Raw genomic sequence first — 18175 nt, 5'->3', positions numbered from 1 at the left:
AGGCATTGAACCCCCTGCGGGGGCGTGGTCTGTCTGGCGCATCGGGCGGGGAGGCTTGGTCACATGCGCGTCTTCATCAACGGGTTTGGGCGGATCGGGCGGTCGGTGCTGCGGGCGGCCTTGCAGACCCCGGCGCGCTGGCCGGGGCTGGAGATTGTGGGCATCAACGACATCGCCGGGGCGGAGATGTGTGCCTATCTCTTTGAATATGACAGCGTCTTCGGGCCTTGGCGCGGGACCGTCACTTTGGAACCCGGCGCGCTGGTGGTGGATGGGCGGGTAATCCCGCTGCATCGGACACCGGATGTGGCGACGCTCTCGCTGGCGGGGGTGGATGTGGTGATGGAATGCACGGGCCGCGCCGATGCGAGGGATGTGGCCGAGCGGGGCCTGCGCGCGGGGGCACGGCGGGTGCTGGTGTCGGGGCCGTCGCGGGCCGCCGATGTGACGGTGGTGCTGGGGGCCAATGAGGGGGTGCTGGCGGGGCAGGCGGTGGTGTCGAATGCTTCATGCACCACAAATGCGTTGGCACCTTTGGCGCGGTTGATCGACGATCATTGGGGCGTGGTGACGGGGTCGATGACGACGATCCATTGCTATACTGGCAGCCAACCCACGGTGGATGCGCCGGCGGCGGATTATCCGCGGTCGCGGGCGGCGGCCCTGTCGATGGTGCCGACGACAACCTCGGCCAGCCGATTGCTGGATGTGGTCTTGCCGCAGATCGCGGGGCGGATCGAGGGGTCAGCGGTAAGGGTGCCGACGGCCTCGGTTTCCTGCGTGGACCTTGCGGTGATGACGGCGCGGAAGGTGACGGCTGAGGAGGTGAATGCAGTCTTGCGTGCGGCGGGCGGCGTGATTGGGGCGACGGATCGGCCGCTGGTTTCGACCGATCTGCGTGCGCGGCCGGAGAGCATCGTGATGGCCTGCCCCGAGACGCGGGTCACGGGCGGGGGGATGCTGCGCGTGTTTGGCTGGTATGACAATGAATGGGGCTTTTCCAACCGCATGCTGGATGTGGCGCGGCTGATGGGGTGATCGCCTCAGGCGACCACGGTCCATGGGGTGGGATAGCGGTGCTCTTGCAGGTTCGGGGTGGGACCGATGCGATCCACCACGGCGAAGAGGCCAGGGGGGTGCAGGGGGGTGAGCACGCCATGCCAGGTGCCGCGATGCAAGTTGATCCCCTGCCTGCCATCGGTGAGGAAGGCGCGCGGGGCATGCGCGGGGCTTTCGGCCACGATGACGAGGAAGGGGTCGGCGGTCATTGGCAGAAAGGCCTGTGATCCGTCGGGGTGGCATTCGATGAGGTCGAAGGCGTAGGGAAGCGCGCGGGGTTCGGCCTTGAAGATGGAAATGCCTGCGCGACCGTCCAAGCCAAAGTCGAGCACGCCACGGTCATGGTGGCGGCGGCAGAGGCCTGCGTTGATGAGGCGGAAGTCGCCAGACGCATCAAGCACATCGCCAAAGGGAGCGAAGGCCGTGGCGGTGAGCGGTTCGGTTTGGATCTGACGCATGGCGTGCCTTCTGTTTGGCTTCGGACCGGGGGTTTTGACTCCCCGGACACCCGCAGGATGTTTTCCGACAGAAAATGTGCAGGTGGAAGGCGGTTCGGTCAGCGGGTTGGTCCGAAAGCGCCGGGGCCGCGGAGTTTGGCGTGGCGGTTGACGTCCTTGTAGAGGAGGTAGCGGAAGGGACCCGGACCTGCGGCATAGCAGGCCTGCGGGCAAAAGGCGCGGAGCCACATGAAATCGCCTGCCTCCACCTCGACCCAATCGGTATTGAGCTTGTAGACGGCCTTGCCTTCAAGGACGAAGAGCCCGTGTTCCATGACATGGGTTTCCTCGAACGGGATCACGCCGCCCGGTTGGAAGGTGACGATGTTCACATGGGCGTCGTGGCGCAGGTCGGTGGGATCGGCAAAGCGGGTGGTGGCCCAGCGGCCTTCGGTATCCGGCATCGGGATCGGGGCGAGATCGCGTTCGTTGATGAGGATAGGGTCGGGCGGGGCGATGCCGGGGGCGGGTTCATAGAGTTTGCGCAGCCAGTGGAAGCGGGTGGGTTCCGCGCCTTCGGCAAGGAGTTTCCACGGCGTGCCGGGGGGGATATAGGCGTAGGAGCCGGCCTCTACCTCGGCTGCCTGATCACCGATTGTCAGGGTGGCGAGGCCGTGGGTGAAGAAGAGCCAATGTTCTGCCCCTGTTTCGGGATCGGGCGCGTCCGAGCCGCCGCCGGGGGCGACCTCCATCACATATTGGCTGAAGGTTTCGGAAAAGCCGGTCATGGGTCGCGCGATCAGCCAGAGGCGGGTTTTCGTCCAGCCGGGGAGGTAGGAGGTCACGATGTCGGAGAAGACGCCCTTGGGCAGGAAGGCATAGGCCGTGGTGAAGATGGCACGGCCTGTCATCAGGGCGGTTTGCGGCGGAAGGCCGCCCTTGGGGGCGTAATAGCCGGTCATGGCAGGATGTCCTTGAGGCGGAGTTCGGCGATGCGTTCGACCTGTGCGCAGGCGGTGGCGAACTCGGTGTCGCTGTCATTGCCGATGCGGGTTTCAAAGGCCTGCAGGATGGAGGCCTTGGTGTTGTCGCGCACGGCGATGATGAAGGGGAAGCCGTGCGTGGCAACGTAATCGGCGTTGAGGCGCTGAAACCGTGTGCGTTCGTCATCGGTCAGTGCATCAAGCGCGGCACTGGCCTGTTCGGCGGTGGATTCGGGCGTCAGGCGTTTGGCAGCGGCGAGTTTTCCGGCAAGGTCGGGGTGAGCGCGCAGGACGGCGAGGCGCTGATCGCGTGGTGCGCTGCGGAAGATGCGGGTCAGCGCGTTGTGCAGGCCTGTGGCGCAATCATGCGCGGGGCCGAGTTCGAGCGACCAGGCGCCTTCGGCGATCCATGGGGAATGTTCGAAAATGCCGCCGAAGCGGGTGACAAACCTTTCGCGGGTCATTTGCGAAGGGCGTTCGATGCGGCGGTGGGGATGCGTGGCGGCCCAATGGCGCGCGATATCGATACGGCGGGCGAACCAGACGCCATCATGCTCTTGCGCGTAATCGAGGAAGCGTTTCAGTCCGGCAATCTTGCCCGGCCGTCCGATCAGGCGGCAGTGCAGGCCGATGGAGAACATCTTGGCGCGTCCATCAAGACCTTCGGCATAGAGGGTATCGAAGCTGTCGCGCAGGTAGGTGAAGAACTGCTCGCCCTCAATATAGCCCGGAGCGGTGGCGAAGCGCATATCGTTGGCCTCTAACGTGTAGGGGATGACGAGTTGGTCGCGGTCGCCGAGTTCCAGCCAATAGGGCAGGTCGTCGTCATAGGTATCTGAAATCCAGTCGAGGCGGGCAGTTTCTGCCGTGAGCCGCACGGTGTTCATGGAGCAGCGGCCCGTGTACCAGCCGCGTGGGGGGGCCCCAACGACTTCCTCATGCAGGCGGAAGGATTCGGCGATCTGGGCGCGTTCGGCATCTTCGGGCATGTCGCGGTGATCGACCCATTTCAGGCCGTGGGAGGCGATCTCCCACCCTGCCGACTTCATGGCGGCGACCTGTTCGGGGTTGCGGGCAAGGGCCGAGGTGACGCCATAGATCGTGACGGGAAGGCCGCGCTCGGTGAAGAGGCGGTGCAACCGCCAGAAACCCGCGCGTGCGCCGTAATCGTAAAGCGATTCCATGTTCCAGTGCCGCATGCCCGGCCAAGGTTGGGCCCCGGCGATGTCGGACAAGAAGGCCTCGGATTGCGCGTCGCCGTGCAGGAGGTTGTTTTCGCCCCCTTCTTCGTAATTGAGGACAAGGGAGATGGCGATCTTCGCCCCCCCCGGCCATTTCGCGTCGGGTGGGGTGGGGCCGTGGCCCCGAAAGTCGCGCGGGTAGCGGTTCACGGTGGTGTTCCCGATTGTGCTGTGCTGGCCAAAGCTTAGGCGGGAAGCGGGGCGGTGTTTATCAAAAAATGCCTGAAAGACCTATCCGAGGCTGATCCAGTCGCACATGGCGATGGGATCGGTTTAGGATTGGGCACGCAAGGCAGGAGGATCGCATGAGCGGTGGACGGTTGACGACCCATGTTCTGGATACGGCGCGGGGCAAGCCTGCGGCAGGGGTGAAGATCGCGCTTTACCGGGTGAGCGGGAATTCCCATCGCAAGATCGCCGAGACCGTCACGAATGCCGATGGGCGGACGGAAGCGCCAATGCTGATCGGGAAGGAGTTCAGCGAAGGGACCTATGAGCTGGTTTTCTTCGCGGGGGACTATCTGCGGGAAACGGGGCAGGCGGGCGAGGGCGTGCTGTTTCTGGACCAGATCCCGATCCGGTTCGGCGTGCCGGATGCGGGGCAGCATTATCATGTGCCGCTTTTGATTTCGCCCTTTGCCTATTCGACCTATCGGGGGTCCTGAGCGAGAGGGTCGATCCAATCGATGCCGAGAGGGGCGTAGATATCGGGGGTGAGGGTGGCCAGCCGCGCGCCATTGGCGCGGGCGATGGCGGCGTTTTGGGCGCAGGCCATGGGCAGGCGGATACCGGCGCGGCTGCTGCGGGCAAGGATGGCGGCAAGATCGCGGGCGGCGGCGCTGTCCAGTGGGAGGACGCGGCCTGCGAAATCTTCACCGACCATGGCGTCGATCTGGGCGATGCTGCGCTGACGCTTGCCTTCGGGGAGGCGGGCAGCGGCGGCGAGAAGCTCTGCCTCGGTCACGGTGGAGATGTGCAGGAGGGAGGCGGGATGGCGCGCAAACCAGCGGAAAAGGCGCGGGTCGGGGTCGGGTGCCATCAGCGATGACAGGATCGGCGTGTCGAGGAGGATCATCGTCAACCCCGATCAAGCAACGGCAGGGGTTCACCCAGATCGGCGAAGCGGGCGGCGATGGCGATGCCGAGATCGGCGCGCGGGTCGGTTGCGCCAACGGCAAGCCGGAGGATGTCGCGGGCCTCTTCCTCCATCGAGCGGCCATGGGTGGCGGCGCGCAGCTTTAGGCGGGCCTTCACGTCCTCTTCGAGGTTGCGGATGATGATGCTTGCCATGGTGGCCGGACTCCCACGTCGTCTTGACTGGGGTTACGGCTGATATCGTCGATATCTTAGGCGGGCATACCTTTGCGGCGTTGCACCCCACCTGCGGCGGTGGTGATGCGCAGAAGGCGGCGTCGATCGCGGGTCAGGGCGGCGTCGATAAGGCCGGAGAGGAGGCCGCGTTCCTTTAGATACGGGCCGAGACGGGAATGGATGAGGCCGGGGAAGAGGATATGGTCGGTGCCGGGGGGTTCGGGAAAGGCAAGCGCCTGATCGCGGTCATCGTCGAGGGCGTGGAGGAGGATCGTCCAAGGGCCTGGGGTCAGGGGCGGCGGGCCGGGATCTTTTAGGCGGGTGGTCCAGTGCTGCCAGCGGGGATCGTCGAGGCGCGATTGTGGGCCGATGGCGATGATCGCGTCGAGAGGGATGTGCGCGGCGGCACGAAGGGCCATGGCCGCGCCCATCGAAGAGCCGATGGCTAGGCGACGATGGGCGGGGCCCGAAGCGCCAAGAGCGTGGTGGAGGATTTCCGGGAAGGCGGGGTCAAGGCCCCAGCTGCGGGAGGCATCCATGAAGAAAACCGCGCGGCGTCCTTTCGCGCGGCTGGAGGCCACGAATTCCGGTGAAGGCGGGCGCGTCGGGTCATGGCCGATGCTGGAGAAGGCGAAGATGAGGTCGGACCCTGTGCCCGGGGCCAAGTCCACGCGCCACGGCGGCGCGTCGATCAGGGTTGTCAGGGTCATGCGGTGGAAAGGCTGGGCAATCCGGCCATGCGGGCAGCCATGTCTGCCTTGATACGGGCGACGATGTAATCGGTGAAAAGGCGGACCTTTGGGTCCTTTAGGCGGCGGTGCTGGGACAGGACGGACAGCTGAGTGGGCAGTGGTGGCGTTGCGGTGGCGACGGGCAGAAGACGGCCGTCTTTCAGATGTTCGGCCACTTCGAAGATCGGTTTCAGGACGATCCCGTGGCCATCAAGCGCCCATCCCGTCAGCACATCGCCATCATCGGATTCGTAGGGGCCCGCGATTTCAAAGCGGCGGGGGCCTTCGGGGGTTTGCAAGGTCCATTGGAATTCCTTGGCCCCTGGAAAGCGGAGGTTGAGGCAATCATGCCGATCCTGCACCAGCGCCGCGCCATCGGCGGGCATGCCGCGGCGGGAGATATAGGCCGGGGCGGCGCAGAGGATGCGGGGGCAATCGGCGATGAGGCGGACTTTGAGGGTCGAATCCTCCAGATGGCCAAGATGGAAGGCGATATCCAACCCTTCGGCGGTGACGTCGATCACGCGATCCGACAGGCGAAGGCGCAGGTCGATTTGGGGGTAAAGATCCTTGAAGGCCGGGACATGGGGCGCGATGAAGCGCCGCCCGATGCCCAAGGGTGCCGCGATGAAGAGGGTGCCGCGCGGGTTTTGCGTGACGTCCATCACGGCGGCCTCGGCCTCGTCTATCGTGTCCAGCACGCGGCGCGCGCCATCATAGAAGATACGTCCGTTTTCAGTGGGTTGCAGGCTGCGGGTGGTGCGGTTGAAAAGGCGGACGCCGAGATGCTTTTCCAATTCGGAAATGCGGGCCGAGGCGACGGCGGGCGAGCAGCGCTGATCGCGTGCGGCCGCACTCATGCTGCCCAATTCATAGACACGCACGAACATTCTGATGTTGTTCACATAGGACATCGCCGCCGCGCCCCATTCTTTGCCGGGATTTGAAAGTGATTGGGCATTTGAAGGATTAACAGGGGAATGCGGGGCGGTATAGCCTGCCGTCAAAAGAAGAAGGGGAGCCGTGCCGATGGAAGGCATTTATGATTGGGCCGTGCTGTGGGAATGGGTGGAGATCGCGGCGCGCTGGACGCATGTGATCACGGCCATTGCGTGGATCGGATCGTCCTTCTATTTCATCGCGCTGGACCTTGGCCTGCGAAAGGCCCCCGGCATGCCGGAACTGGCGCATGGGGAAGAATGGCAGGTTCATGGCGGCGGGTTTTACCATATCCAGAAATATCTGGTGGCGCCTGAGCGGCTGCCCGAACATCTGACGTGGTTCAAATGGGAAAGTTATGCGACATGGCTTTCGGGTTTCGCCATGCTGGTGCTTGTCTATTACCTTGGCGCGGACCTTTTCCTGATCGACCCCACGGTGATGGAGTTGGAGGTGTGGCAAGCGGTGGCAATCTCGGTGGCCTCGCTGGCTTTTGGGTGGCTGGCCTATAACACGCTGTGCCGGGTCTTTGTGAACGCGAACCAGACCGGGTTGATGGTGGCGCTGTTTGTGCTGCTGGTGGCGATGGCGTGGGGCTATACGCAGGTTTTTTCTGGGCGCGCAGCCCTGCTGCATCTGGGGGCGTTCACAGCGACGATCATGTCGGCCAATGTGTTCATGGTCATCATCCCCAATCAGAAGATCGTGGTGGCGGACCTGAAGGCGGGACGCAGCCCGGACCCAAAATATGGCAAGATCGCCAAGCAACGCAGCACGCATAACAATTATCTGACGCTGCCTGTGTTGTTCCTGATGCTGTCGAACCATTACCCCTTGGTCTTTGCGACGGAATATAACTGGCTGATCGCGTCGCTGGTGTTCCTGATGGGGGTGACGATCCGGCATTGGTTCAACACGCAGCATGCCCGGAAGGGCAGCCCGCATTGGACTTGGGCTGCGACGGTGGTGCTTTTCCTGATCATCGCGTGGCTGTCGACCGCGCCGATGAAGGTTGCGGCGGCGGGAGACGAGGCGGGGGCGCAGCTTTCGGGGACGGCTTTGACCTATGCCTCGGCCAGCGGGTTTGAGGATGTGGTGGGCATCGTGCAAGGCCGCTGTTCCATGTGCCATGCGGCGGAACCGGTTTGGGAGGGCATGTATTGGCCGCCCAAGGGGGTTGTGCTGGAGACGCCCGCCCAGATCGCGCATGAGGCGCGGCGCATCTATATGCAGGCGGGGCTGTCGCATGCCATGCCGCCCGGCAACCTGAGCTATATGGAGCCGGAGGAGCGGGCGGCCATCGTGCAGTGGTTTCGCGCGGCGGGGACGGGCGGGATCGACGGCTAGTCGCGGGTAAAGCGCCAGACGGTGTGCTGGCGGTAGTTCTGCCCCGGTTCCAGCGTGATAGAGGGAAAGCCCGGGTGATTGGGCGCGTCGGGCCAGTTCTGCGCCTCGATCGCGAAACCTTCATGCGGGCCGTGACCGGGGCGAAGGGCGTTGCGCCCGTCATAGACCTGCACGCCGGGATCGGTGGTAGAGACGACGAGGCCAATGCCGGTTTGCCCGGTCAGGCGAAGCGCCTCGCGCAGTTCACCCGGTGCAGTGCCGAGGACGTAACAATTGTCGAAAAGATCGGTGCCCAGTTCGATCCGCCGGGCCTTGCGGAAATCCATCGGCGTGTTGTCGACGGCGCGGATTTCGCCTGTTGGCGTGAAGTCGGGGGTTGTGGGAAGGTAGTGGTCTGCGGCGATCATCAAGCGATGGCCTGACCATGTGGGCGCGCCGTCGAGGTTCCAATAACTATGATTGGCAAAATTCATGGGCGTGGCCCGATCGGTCGAGGCATGGACCTGCAAATGCAGGCTGGCCCCGTCGACTTGCCATGCGGCGGTGACGCGGCGGTTGCCGGGAAAGCCGCCCTCGCCATCGGGGAGGTCAAGTTCAAGGCGGAGGCTGTCTTCTGTCACCTCGGCCAGGCGCCAGACCTTGAGATGCGTGCCTGCGCTGCCGGAATGGAGGCAATGCTTGCCGTCCTGATTTGCCTCGAACTGCAGGTCTTGCCCGGCGATGGTCGCGCGCGCATTGGTGAAGCGGTTGACCACCGGCCCGATGAGCGAGCCGTGATAACGCATGCCGCCTTCGTAATTCGACAGCCTATCTGAGCCGAGGGTCAGGTTGCGGGCCGCACCTTCCAGCCAGACACCTTGTAGCACCGATCCGAAGGTAAGGATCGAGACGGTTAACCCGTCGCGGCCAAGGGTGATGCGCTGCACCGCCTCGCCCTGCGCGGTTTTTCCGAAGGGCGCGATGCCCAGTTGCCGATCCGTCATTCGCTGTCCCCCTGCCAACCCAAGTCGTGACTTCGGAAGGCGCGGGGGTCAAGCCGTCAAGAGGTCTGAACGCAATCGACCATGGTCTGCGCCAAGGATCGCAGAAGGGCCGCATAGGCGCCCGGACCCGGATCTTGCATCGACCCGTTGGGATCAAGCGCGCCGCCGATGCGGGCCCCGGTGCCTTCGGCAATCTGTTCGACAAGGGCAGTGTCATACTGCGCTTCGGGAAAAAGGCAGACAGGCGTGCCTGCTGCCACGCCATCGCGCAATTCGGCAAGGCGCGCCGCGCCGGGGGCGGTGGCATCGCCCAAGGCGATGGAGCCAAAGATATCAAGGCCGTAATGGGCAGCCAGATAGCCGTAGGCGTCATGATAGACGACGATGGGCTTGCCCTTGAGCGGCGCGAGGGTGGTGGCGAGTTCGCTGTCCAGCGCGGCGATCTCTTTAGTGGCGGCCTTGGCGTTGGCGGTGTAGGTGGCTGCATTGGCGGGGTCGATCCGGCCAAGTTCGGCGGCAATCGCGGTCAGCCAGACCTGCGCATTGGCCGGATCAAGCCAGGCATGCGGATCAAGGCCGTCATGGCTGTGGTCGTGTTCATCGGCGGCTTTGGCGGTTTCTTCGTGGTCATGGTCATGGTCATGGTCATGGTCGTGCCCCGTATGCGCGCCGTCTTCGGAGAACTCCTGTGTCGTCGTCCCCGGCACGGTCAGAAGCCCAAGCTTGGCCGCGTCTTCCCCCAGCCCGTCAAGCGCGCGGCCAAGCCATGGAGTAAGCTCTGGCCCGATCCAGACGATGAGATCGGCCTCGACAAGACCCGCCGCCTGTGACGGGCGAAGTTGGAAGTCATGCTCTGACGCGCCGCGTTCCAGAAGAAGCTCTGGCTTGCCCAGATCACCCATCACCTGCGCGACGAGGGAATGCACGGGATGGATATCGGTGACGACGCGCGGCGCTTCGGCCAGTGCGGGAAGGGTGGCGGCGAGGGTGGCAAAGGCGGAGGAGATGATATAACGCATCGGGATGGCCCTTCCTGTGCAGTGCTTCTGGGCCTATGTATGTTATAAGATAACATGTCAAGAGGCCCGCATGGCGCATGAGCATGATCATTCCGATGCCTGCCCCGGTTGCGCCGCGCCGCCGCAGGTGGCTTTTGCGCAGCATGATCACAGCCATTGCGCGGATGATGTGATGGCGCGGGCCGAGGCGCTGGCGCTTGCACAAGGGGCGCGGCTGACGCCAGTGCGGCGGCGGGTGTTGGAGATTTTGCTGGAGGAACACCGCGCGCTGGGGGCCTATGACGTGTTGCAGCGGTTGGCGGCGGAAGGGTTCGGGAACCAGCCGCCGGTGGCCTATCGCGCGCTGGATTTTCTGGTGGAAAACGGGTTGGCGCATCGCATCCGGCGGCTGAACGCCTTTGCCGCCTGCATGCATCCGGGCGAGGATCATGCGCCGGTCTTCCTGATCTGCCGTGAGTGCAACCATGTGGCCGAGGCCCCGGCTGCCCCCGTGCGCGCGGCGCTGGAAGTGGCGGCGGCAGGGCTGGGCTTTACGGTGGAGCGGTCGAATATCGAGGCGCTGGGCCTGTGCCCCGCCTGCCGGGGGGCATGAGAATGGGCGCGCTGATCGGGGCCGAGCGGCTTTCGGTGATGCTGGAGGCGCATCCGGTGCTGACGGATGTCAGCCTGTCGGTGCAGCCGGGAGAGATCGTCACGATCCTTGGTCCGAACGGATCGGGGAAGTCGACGCTGCTGCGGGCTTTGCTGGGGATCGTGCCAGTCAGCGGGGGGCAGGTTAGACAAAGGCCGGGGCTGGTTGTGGGCTATGTGCCGCAACGGCTGGCCATTGATCGGACCATGCCGATGACGGTGCGGCGGTTCCTGTCGCTGCCGCGCCGGGTTGGGGATGCAGAGGCGGCGGCGGCACTGGCCCGCGTGGGCCTGCCCGAAGTGGCGGGGCGGCAGATGGCCGATCTGTCGGGTGGGCAGTTTCAGCGCGTGCTGCTGGCGCGGGCGCTGCTGTCAAAGCCCGATATTCTTATACTGGATGAGCCGACGCAGGGTTTGGATCAGCCCGGCGAAGCGGCCTTTTACCGCCTGATCGAAGAGGTGCGGCGTGAGACGGGGGTTGCTGTCCTGATGGTAAGCCATGACCTGCATGTGGTGATGGCGGCGTCGGATCGGGTGATCTGCCTGAACGGGCATATCTGCTGTGAGGGGACGCCAAGGGTGGTATCCACCGCGCCGGAATATCGCGCGCTGTTCGGGTTGGGCACGCAAGGCGCGCTGGCGCTCTATCAGCATGTGCATGACCACAGCCATGATGATGGCGAGGGGCATGCGCATGGGCATGCGCATCATCACCATGACCATCATCATGCTTGACGATTTCCTGATCCGCGCGGCGCTGGCCGGGGTGGGGCTGTCGCTGGCGACGGGGCCTCTGGGATCTTTCGTGGTGTGGCGACGGATGGCCTATTTCGGGGATGCGACGTCCCACGCGGCGATCCTTGGCGTTGCGCTGGCGCTGGCGGCCGATCTGCCAGTGACATTCGGGACGCTGGTCGTAGCTTTGGCCATGGCCTTTACCGTAGCCACACTGGCAGCGCGGGGCTGGGCGATGGACACGACGTTGGGGGTTCTGGCGCATTCGGCGCTGGCCTTCGGGTTGGTGGCGGTGAGCTTTGTTCCTGGCGCGCGGACGGACCTGTCGGCATGGCTGTTTGGCGACATCCTTGCCGTGACGCGGGGGGATCTGGCGCTGGTCTGGGGCGGCGCTGCGCTGGTGCTTGGCCTTTTGATATGGCGGTGGCAGGGCTTGCTGACATCGACGTTGAACGAGGATCTGGCCCATGCGTCGGGTCTGAACCCGGCGCGGGAGCGGTTGGTGCTGACGTTGGCCTTGGCCGTGGTGGTGGCGGTGGCGATCAAGGTGGTGGGGGCGTTGTTGATCGCCGCCATGCTGATCATCCCGGCGGCGGCGGCGCGGGGGCTTGCACGGACGCCCGAGGCGATGGCGGTGATCGCGGTCGTCATCGGCGCGGGGGCGGCGCTGGCAGGGTTGCAGTTATCGCTGTGGCAGGACACGCCCGCGGGGCCGTCGATCATCGCGGCGGCGGCGGTTTTGTTCGCGCTGTCGGCCTTGTTCGGGCGGGTGGGGCGGCGTTAGGGCAGAACCCTCTTCATTTTCTGTCTGAAAATACTGCACGGGGTTCGTCATCGGCCCCACCATCGGTTCAAGGGCCGATGGCGGACGGGGTGTGACACCCCCGGGGGCCTGCCATCCGGCGCAGGTCGCGCATTTTACAGCCATGTCGCTTTTGTCTGCCAAGGGTCGGGTTGTCTTGCCCGGTTTGCGCAGGTTCGGGCAGATAGGGTGCAAAACACCCATCCGCGGAGTCGTCCCATGAAGACCCATGTCAAAGCCCTTGTCGTCGGCGGCGGTGCCGTCGGGAACGGCATCGCCTACCACCTTGCCAAGGCCGGTTGGGACACGATGCTGGTAGAGCGGGACGAATTGACCGCCGGGTCCACATGGCACGCGGCCGGCCTGCTGCCGTTGTTCAACATGAGCTATGCGACCACGCATATTCACAAGTACAGCGTCGATTTCTACAAGGGGCTGGAGGCCGAGACGGGGCTGAACCCCGGCTTTTACGTGGTGGGCAATCTGCGGATGGCCCAGCGGCAAGAGCGGATGGATGAGTATATGCTCTATTCCTCGGTCGCTGAAACCGCCGGGGTTTATCACGAATTCCTGACGCCCAAAGAGATTAAGGATCGCTGGCCGCTGGTGCGGACGGAGGATCTGGTGGGGGCGCTTTATCACCCGCAGGACGGATATATCAATCCGGCGGACGTGACGCAGGCCATGGCCAAGGGCGCGCGGCAGTTGGGCGCGACGATCGAGCGGAAGATTCAGGTCGATGGCTATCGCTGGACGGGATCCGAATGGATCGTGTCGGTCACCAAGATGGAAGACCGGGGCGGCAATCTGGTGCCGACGGAAGAGAAATACGACATCCATGCCGAACATGTGGTGACGGCAACGGGCAATCATGCGCAGCGCACCGCGCGCCTGCTGGGCATCAAGATCCCCGCCATCCCGGTGGAGCATCAGTATATCGTCACCGAACCGGACCCGGCGCTGGTGGAGTGGCGCAAGACCAACCCGCAGCATCCGGTTCTGCGTGATGCGGATGCCAAGTGGTATGTCCGTGAAGAACGTGGCGGCTGGATCCTTGGTCCTTATGAAAGGAACGCCCCGGCGCGGTTCCTGTATGACGTGCCGCAGTCGTTCCGTGCCGACCTGTTCCCGCTGGATCTGGAACGGATCGAGGCGGAGTATATGTCGATGATCCACCGTATCCCGTCTTCGGAAACCGTGGGTCTGAAGGACGATTACAACGGACCCATCTGCTATACCCCCGATGGTAACCCGCTGGTCGGGCCCGTGCCGGGCTTGCGCAATATGTGGATCGCGGAAGGGTTCAGCTTCGGGATCACGGCGGCGGGCGGGACGGGCTATTACCTTGCCCAGATGATGACCGAAGGCGAGGCCGAGATCGACATGGCCTCCCTCGATCCCAAGCGTTACGGCAATTGGATGACCACCGAATATGCCGCGCGCAAGAATGAGGAGTGCTATGAGCATGTCTTCATCCTGCATCACCCGGATGAAGAGCGTGAGGCCTGCCGCCCGCTTCGCACGGCGCCCAACTACGATGCCCAGATCGCCATGGGCGCGCAGATGGGGCAGGTGAACGGCTGGGAACGGCCGAACTACTATGGCCCCAAGGATGCGCCCGCGTCCTTTGATCATGACAGCCGGTCGTTCCGGCGCGGAGCATGGTGGCCCTTTGCCGAAGCCGAGGCGCAGGCGATCCGCAACACGGCGGGGATCATCGATGCCACGGCCTTTACCAAGCACCTGCTGCGCGGGCCGGGGGCGACGGCCTTTCTGGATTGGTTTACCTGCAACAAGTTGCCGAATGTGGGCCGGATCAACCTGACTTATGCGCTGACCGATCATGGCACGACGCGGACGGAATACACGATCGTCCGGTTGAAAGAGAACGAGTATTACCTGATCTCGGCGGGCGCTTGGACGGCTTATGACGCTGATTTCCTGATCAAATCAGCCGAGGATTGGGTGGCGCAGGGTGGTGGATATGTCGATATCCATGACATCACCACGCAGTGGGGTGTGTTCGCTTTGGCAGGCCCGAACAGCCGGGCGATCCTGAAAGAGATCGTCAAGGATGCGGATCCCGAAACTGTGCTGGGCAACAAGCGGTTCCCGTGGCTGAGCTATCGTGACATCGAATTGGGCATGTGCCCGGTGCGGGCGGTGCGCGTGGCCTATACGGGCGAGTTGGGCTGGGAATTGCATCACCCGGTGGAGATGGGCCGTTATCTGTGGAACCTGATCTGGTCGGTTGGCGAGAAGCACGGGCTAAAGCCTGTCGGTGCGCGGGCGCAGAACTGGCTGCGGCAGGAAAAATCCTATCGCGCTTTCGGTAATGAGCTAGGCCGGGATGCAACGCCGCTGGAGGCGGCGCTGGATCGGTTCGTAGACATGTCGAAAGAGTTCCGCGGCAAGGCCAAGATGATCGAGACGGGTATCCGCAGCAAATGCGTGACGCTGCTGATCGATGGGCCGTCGGACACCGATCCGTGGGGGAAGGAAGCGCTTCTTCTGGATGGCGAGAAAGTCGGGCGTCTGACTTCGGGTGGTTGGTCCGTGGCCTTTGGCAAGCAGATCGGCATGGGATATGTGCGCCCTGATCTGGCCGAAGTTGGGACGAAGCTGAAGGTCAGGATGCTGCGGCAGGAATGGGATGCCGTGGTGACCGAGGACAGCCCATTCGACCCCAAGAACGCACGTATCCGCATCGACGGCTGACGCCGCGGATATCATGGATTGCAAAAGGGCATCGGGCGCAGGTCCGGTGCCCTTTTCGCTTTTATCCGCGCCGATCCATCCGTTTGGCGGGGTAGGGGCATCCCTTCGCCGCAGCGCGCGCGCTAACGACTTTGCGCGCCGAGCCGTTCTGGAGGCATCGGAGATATCATCCTGCGCATTTCGGCGGGTAGGGAAAGGGTTTGACCATGGTGGCGACGGTGGACAAGGCGAAGGCGGGCAAGGCGGATGCGGCGCTGGAGGCGCTGGCCTCTGAAATTGGAGTGCTGCGCACCCTCGACCATCTGACGAACCCTGTGATGCTTGCCGATGCCGATATGATCATCCGTTTCGTCAACGAGGCGGGTTTCAAGATGTTTGAGGCGATTGAGGAGGACATCCGTCAAGACCTGCCGCATTTCACTGCGCGCGATGTGGTGGGCAAGTCGATCGATGTTTTCCACAAGAACCCGTCTTACCAGCGTGGGATCATGACCGAACTTGCGAGCCCGCATGACGGCAAGTTCACCATCGGCGGCCGCAAGCTGGCCTTCCGGGCGATTCCGCATCGGGATGCATCGGGCAAGATGGTCGCGATGCTGGTGGAATGGCAGGACCGTACGGTGCTTGCGGAAAACGAGGCGCAGGTGGCGAACCTTGTGTCGGGCTTGGGCAAGATGGCCAAGGCGCATGAGAATGGGTTCATCCACGAATACATGGATGCGGACGGTTTCAAGGGCGATTTCGCTGTCGTTGTGACGGCGGTGAACAAGATGGTGCAGGATCACATCGCAACGAAGCGCAAGATCATCACTTGCATCGAGGCCTTTGCGGAAGGCCATTTTGATTATGCGATGGAGCGGTTCAGCGGTGACCGCGCCTTCATCAACGAGGCGATGGATGCGATTTCCGCCAATTTCCGGCGCACGATCAAGGAAATCGAGGCGATGTCGCAGGATATTGTCGATGGTCGTCTGGATCGTGAAATCCGCCCGTCCGATTTCCCCGGTGAATTCCGTCTGATCGTAGAGGCCTTTGAAAAGGCCTATGACGGTCTGAACAACACCTTTGCGCAGATCGGGACGCAGGTGCAGCAGGTTTCTGCCACCGTGGGGCAGATTGCATCAAGCGCGCAGATGCTGGCCGACAATGCGCAGGTGCAAAGCACGTCAGTCGATGAAATCTCGGCCTCGGCGGAAGAGACAGATGCGCAAGTGCGGGCCAATGCGTCAGCTGCGAACCTTGCCAGCCATCGGGCGGGGTCTGCCTCGACCGCGACGCGCGAAGGGCAGGAAAAGGTGGGCGGCATGGTGCAGGCCATGGAGGCCATCCGCACCTCGTCCGACGATATCGCAAAGATCATCAAGGTGATCGACGAGATCGCTTTCCAGACCAACCTTTTGGCGCTGAATGCAGCGGTCGAGGCGGCGCGGGCGGGTCAATATGGCCGAGGCTTTGCTGTGGTGGCGCAGGAAGTGCGCAATCTGGCCGGACGGTCGGCGCGCGCGGCACGGGAAAGCAGCGAGTTGATCGAGGATGCGGCGCAGCGCGTGGCATCGGGTGTTTCCATCGCAGATGAAACGCAGCGCGCCTTTACCCGGATCGCGCATGACATTTCTGAAGTGGAATCGCTTGTGGGCAGCATCGCTTCATCGGGCGATGAGCAATCGCGGGCGGTGGCGCAGATCACCACTGCCATTGGTGAGGTGGCCAATTCCGCCACGACGACCAGCAGCCAGGCAGAGCAATTGGCCGCCGGAGCGGCAGAGTTGCAATCCTCGTCCGAGGCGATGCGGAAAGCGATTGATCATTTCCGCCTGCGTCCCGGCGCGAAAGCCGGGGGCAAGCTGGACCTGAGTGGGGTTCCTGCCGGGCTGATGAGCCAGATCAACGCGATGCTGGCCAGCCGGGGGATTGCGGCAGAGTGATCGTCACGGGTGGCGGTTGGCCGCAAGCCAAGCGCCCCATTCCGCGGAAGGCCCGTCGAAGACGTTGATATCCACCTCTCCGGCGATGCCGGGGATGAGGCCGGTGGACGTGTATTGCCAGAAAGTCCAGTGCCGTCCGCCGTAGATGTCATCGGGATGGGCGGCGACGGACCGCAGCCAGAACGGATAGGGGCCGACGCGCCACATCTGATTTTCTTGGTAGAAATCGACAGTGGAATAGATGATGGGGCGCTGGCCGTAATGCGCTTCGACGATGTCGAGGAAGATCTTCGCCTCGGCCCGCAGCACCTCGGGCGGGCGGCGGATGGTGCAGGTCGGTGAGAAGGGCGTCCATTCCATATCAAGAACGGGCGGCAGCGCGCCGCGGGTGCGGGGCACATTGCGGATGAAGAAGGCTGCCTGTTCGGCTGCCGGGCGGCAATGGTAGAAGAAGTGATAGGCCCCGCGGGCAACGCCCGCGCGCCCCGCCCCGCGCCAATGATCGCGGAACATGGGATCGACCAGATCGCCGCCTTCTGTTGCCTTGATGAAGGCGAAGTTGACGCCATTCGCCCGCGCGGCACGCCAATCGATCGACGTTTGAAAACGGGCCACGTCAATGCCGTGAACGGGATAGCCATCTGGGCCGCCACGGCCAAAGCTGACAGGTTTGGCATCGCTGAAATTCGGGCGGGTGACGGCAGGCATGTCTACTTGCGGCACGGGAAGAGCGCCGGTTGTCAGAGATGCCGTTGGGGGTGCGCCGCAGGCGGCGAGGAAGAGGGTGAAGAGGAGGACAAGGCGCATGATGGTCTGATGCTGGCCCATCGCGTCGCGCCTGTCACCTGTCTTTGCAAGCACCCTGCAGCGCACCGCCTATTCGGCGGCGATGGCAGGTGCGGCAAGTTCATCCCAGCAGGCCAAGGCATGGGCCGCGTACATCAGCGCGGGGCCGCCGCCCATCTGGATGGACATGGCCAGCACATCGCCCAATTCTTCGCGCGTGGCACCGGATTTCATCAGCGCCTCGACATGGAAGTTGATGCATGGCTCGCAGCGTTGGCTGATCGCGATGGCAAGGGCGATGTATTCCTTTTCCTTGAAGGATAGGGGGCCGTTTTCCTTGACTGCCTTGGACAAGGTGCCGAACCCTGCGGCAGCGTCGGGGATAAGCTTGTTCATCGCGCGAATCTCGCCGCGCATTTCAACGATTTTTGACTTGTAACTCATGGTCCGGTCCCTTGTTTGCGCCAGCAAGGGTAAGGCCGCCCGTGGCGGTGCGCCTTGATTCAGGTCAATTTACATTCACAAAGTG

At 63.6% G+C, this 18175-nt stretch carries 19 protein-coding genes; 8 read left to right on the top strand and 11 right to left on the bottom strand.

Annotated features, from left to right (window positions below):
- Positions 1 to 63: 63 nt before the first annotated feature.
- Positions 64 to 1038: a type I glyceraldehyde-3-phosphate dehydrogenase gene (locus QF092_RS10340; RefSeq protein ID WP_281463821.1), complete on the top strand. Its 975-nt coding sequence runs from the start codon at positions 64 to 66 to the stop codon at positions 1036 to 1038.
- A gap of 5 nt (positions 1039 to 1043) precedes the next feature.
- Here the strand turns inward: QF092_RS10340 and QF092_RS10335 are convergent, their stop codons facing one another.
- The 3 genes from QF092_RS10335 to puuE all read right to left on the bottom strand — a co-directional run bounded on the left by QF092_RS10335 (position 1044) and on the right by puuE (position 3870).
- The gene (locus QF092_RS10335; protein WP_281463820.1) at positions 1044 to 1517 is read right to left on the bottom strand and encodes an ureidoglycolate lyase; all 474 of its coding nucleotides are present in this window, start codon (positions 1515 to 1517) and stop codon (positions 1044 to 1046) included.
- A gap of 98 nt (positions 1518 to 1615) precedes the next feature.
- A complete protein-coding gene (locus tag QF092_RS10330) occupies positions 1616 to 2458 on the bottom strand; it encodes a bifunctional allantoicase/(S)-ureidoglycine aminohydrolase (RefSeq protein ID WP_281463819.1) in 843 nt (280 codons plus the stop codon).
- Positions 2455 to 3870, bottom strand: a complete 1416-nt coding sequence (puuE, locus tag QF092_RS10325) for an allantoinase PuuE (RefSeq protein WP_281463818.1) — start codon at positions 3868 to 3870, stop codon at positions 2455 to 2457. Before puuE ends, QF092_RS10330 begins: the two co-directional genes overlap by 4 nt.
- Before the next feature lie 155 nt (positions 3871 to 4025).
- Here puuE and uraH point away from each other — a divergent pair, with 155 nt between their 5' ends.
- Positions 4026 to 4385: a hydroxyisourate hydrolase gene (gene uraH / locus QF092_RS10320; RefSeq protein ID WP_281463817.1), complete on the top strand. Its 360-nt coding sequence runs from the start codon at positions 4026 to 4028 to the stop codon at positions 4383 to 4385.
- On the opposite strand, the gene QF092_RS10315 is transcribed toward uraH, so the two are convergent.
- From QF092_RS10315 to QF092_RS10300, 4 genes are read right to left on the bottom strand one after another with little or no spacing between them, the layout of a single operon-like run.
- The gene (locus tag QF092_RS10315) at positions 4370 to 4795 is read right to left on the bottom strand and encodes a PIN domain-containing protein (protein ID WP_281463816.1); all 426 of its coding nucleotides are present in this window, start codon (positions 4793 to 4795) and stop codon (positions 4370 to 4372) included. The genes uraH and QF092_RS10315 overlap by 16 nt on opposite strands.
- 2 nt (positions 4796 to 4797) lie before the next feature.
- Positions 4798 to 5010 (bottom strand): FitA-like ribbon-helix-helix domain-containing protein, encoded by a 213-nt coding sequence (locus tag QF092_RS10310; RefSeq protein ID WP_281463815.1) that lies wholly within the window; start codon positions 5008 to 5010, stop codon positions 4798 to 4800.
- A 56-nt stretch (positions 5011 to 5066) separates the two neighbouring features.
- Positions 5067 to 5741: a hypothetical protein gene (locus QF092_RS10305; RefSeq protein ID WP_281463814.1), complete on the bottom strand. Its 675-nt coding sequence runs from the start codon at positions 5739 to 5741 to the stop codon at positions 5067 to 5069.
- A complete protein-coding gene (locus tag QF092_RS10300; protein ID WP_281463813.1) occupies positions 5738 to 6676 on the bottom strand; it encodes a LysR family transcriptional regulator in 939 nt (312 codons plus the stop codon). Before QF092_RS10300 ends, QF092_RS10305 begins: the two co-directional genes overlap by 4 nt.
- 124 nt (positions 6677 to 6800) lie before the next feature.
- Between QF092_RS10300 and QF092_RS10295 the strand changes: the two genes are divergently transcribed.
- A complete protein-coding gene (locus QF092_RS10295) occupies positions 6801 to 8048 on the top strand; it encodes a urate hydroxylase PuuD (RefSeq protein WP_281469913.1) in 1248 nt (415 codons plus the stop codon).
- Here QF092_RS10295 and QF092_RS10290 read toward each other — a convergent pair.
- Together QF092_RS10290 and QF092_RS10285 are read right to left on the bottom strand one after the other, a co-directional pair.
- Entirely contained in the window at positions 8045 to 9031 is a 987-nt protein-coding gene (locus QF092_RS10290; protein ID WP_281463812.1) for an aldose epimerase family protein, read from the bottom strand. The genes QF092_RS10295 and QF092_RS10290 overlap by 4 nt on opposite strands.
- Before the next feature lie 56 nt (positions 9032 to 9087).
- Positions 9088 to 10050 carry a zinc ABC transporter substrate-binding protein gene (locus QF092_RS10285; RefSeq protein WP_281463811.1) on the bottom strand — a complete coding sequence of 321 codons (963 nt, stop codon included), beginning with the start codon at positions 10048 to 10050 and terminating at the stop codon, positions 9088 to 9090.
- Positions 10051 to 10120: 70 nt separating this feature from the next.
- Here QF092_RS10285 and QF092_RS10280 point away from each other — a divergent pair, with 70 nt between their 5' ends.
- From QF092_RS10280 to QF092_RS10260, 5 genes are all read left to right on the top strand, one after another.
- Positions 10121 to 10642: a Fur family transcriptional regulator gene (locus tag QF092_RS10280; protein WP_281463810.1), complete on the top strand. Its 522-nt coding sequence runs from the start codon at positions 10121 to 10123 to the stop codon at positions 10640 to 10642.
- A 2-nt stretch (positions 10643 to 10644) separates the two neighbouring features.
- Entirely contained in the window at positions 10645 to 11415 is a 771-nt protein-coding gene (locus QF092_RS10275) for an ATP-binding cassette domain-containing protein (RefSeq protein ID WP_281463809.1), read from the top strand.
- Positions 11408 to 12199, top strand: a complete 792-nt coding sequence (locus tag QF092_RS10270) for an iron chelate uptake ABC transporter family permease subunit (RefSeq protein ID WP_281469911.1) — start codon at positions 11408 to 11410, stop codon at positions 12197 to 12199. Before QF092_RS10275 ends, QF092_RS10270 begins: the two co-directional genes overlap by 8 nt.
- A gap of 237 nt (positions 12200 to 12436) precedes the next feature.
- Entirely contained in the window at positions 12437 to 14935 is a 2499-nt protein-coding gene (locus tag QF092_RS10265; RefSeq protein WP_281463808.1) for a GcvT family protein, read from the top strand.
- Positions 14936 to 15141: 206 nt separating this feature from the next.
- The gene (locus QF092_RS10260) at positions 15142 to 16860 is read left to right on the top strand and encodes a methyl-accepting chemotaxis protein (RefSeq protein ID WP_281463807.1); all 1719 of its coding nucleotides are present in this window, start codon (positions 15142 to 15144) and stop codon (positions 16858 to 16860) included.
- 3 nt (positions 16861 to 16863) lie between these two features.
- Here the strand turns inward: QF092_RS10260 and QF092_RS10255 are convergent, their stop codons facing one another.
- Together QF092_RS10255 and QF092_RS10250 are read right to left on the bottom strand one after the other, a co-directional pair.
- Complete coding sequence (locus QF092_RS10255; protein WP_420026452.1) at positions 16864 to 17688, bottom strand: glycoside hydrolase family 25 protein; 825 nt, start codon at positions 17686 to 17688, stop codon at positions 16864 to 16866.
- A 48-nt stretch (positions 17689 to 17736) separates the two neighbouring features.
- Positions 17737 to 18090, bottom strand: coding sequence for a carboxymuconolactone decarboxylase family protein (locus tag QF092_RS10250; protein ID WP_281463806.1), 354 nt, complete (start codon positions 18088 to 18090; stop codon positions 17737 to 17739).
- Positions 18091 to 18175 lie beyond the last annotated feature (85 nt).

Source organism: Fuscovulum ytuae (genome assembly GCF_029953595.1).
In the GTDB taxonomy this organism is placed as follows: domain Bacteria; phylum Pseudomonadota; class Alphaproteobacteria; order Rhodobacterales; family Rhodobacteraceae; genus Paragemmobacter; species Paragemmobacter ytuae.
The sequence above is the reverse complement of the archived record's forward strand: the minus strand, read 5'-3'. Positions and strand labels throughout refer to the sequence as shown.